The organism is Halalkalibacter akibai JCM 9157 (assembly GCF_000513135.1).
GTDB classification, from domain to species: Bacteria; Bacillota; Bacilli; order Bacillales; family Bacillaceae_D; genus Halalkalibacter; species Halalkalibacter akibai.
Genome location: NZ_BAUV01000134.1, coordinates 1 through 809 on the forward strand (window position 1 = coordinate 1; position 809 = coordinate 809).

Consider the following 809-nt stretch of genomic DNA (forward strand, 5'->3'; position numbering starts at 1 on the left):
AATTCTCATTTCATTAACTCCATTTCTAAGGTGAAAGTTTACTTAACTTAACCTTATTCTAAATTATTTAAAAATAAACCTGCTCTATTACTTGAATAACTATTTTTATACTTTAACATTAATTTCCTTTTATAAGTACAAGAAAATGCGTCTCTGCTTTATTGCAGAAACGCTCCCTTTAGTTGAAGAATCATTAAATTATTAATTCAATTTATCATCTGTTATGAGTTCAAATAGGGTTTCTGATACTTTTTCAGGCAGTTTTATATACTTCGCTTCCCCTTCTATTACTATTTCAAGCCTATCTCCATTAGGTGTAACCCAGACTGCGTAATTGGATGGGTTAATTCTAAGTCGGTATTCAGGTGGTGTAGTCATAGATACAAATACATTTTCCTCCCAATTTGCATTTTCTAAAATTTCTTCAACTTTTTTCATTTCAAACGAATTTTCTAACACTTTAACAGTTTTGTACCCATCATCTGTGCGTTCTTCAACTGTTATCAACATATCATCTGTTATTGTAGTGTCTTGAACAGTTTTTTTTGTTTCTACCAGTTGGTCATTTTCTATATCGGAAGCACTACAACCAACTAAAGTAATTAATCCTATTAACAAAGGTATAGCGAAAGAATTTTTTCCTTTTATCATAATGTACGCCTCCTTATAAATAAGACGCTAATTTATATAAAAACATTTATCTCTTTTTTAAGTAACCTGCCATGTTAGAGGAACAAGGCAAGCGATGCCTTATTAAAGCATCGCATCCGTTTGTTGAAGAACGTATTTATTATATATTAAGTCTGTTT

At 30.4% G+C, this 809-nt stretch carries 1 protein-coding gene; it reads right to left on the reverse strand.

Features of this window, described 5'->3' with window-relative positions:
* Positions 1–201: 201 nt before the first annotated feature.
* Entirely contained in the window at positions 202–651 is a 450-nt protein-coding gene (locus JCM9157_RS23060) for a hypothetical protein (RefSeq protein WP_035668888.1), read from the reverse strand.
* Positions 652–809: the final 158 nt, after the last annotated feature.

Bases quoted from the DNA above. Each gene is read 5' to 3' on its own strand.
- JCM9157_RS23060 (WP_035668888.1), bottom strand. From the start codon at position 651: ATGATAAAAGGAAAAAATTCTTTCGCTATACCTTTGTTAATAGGATTA.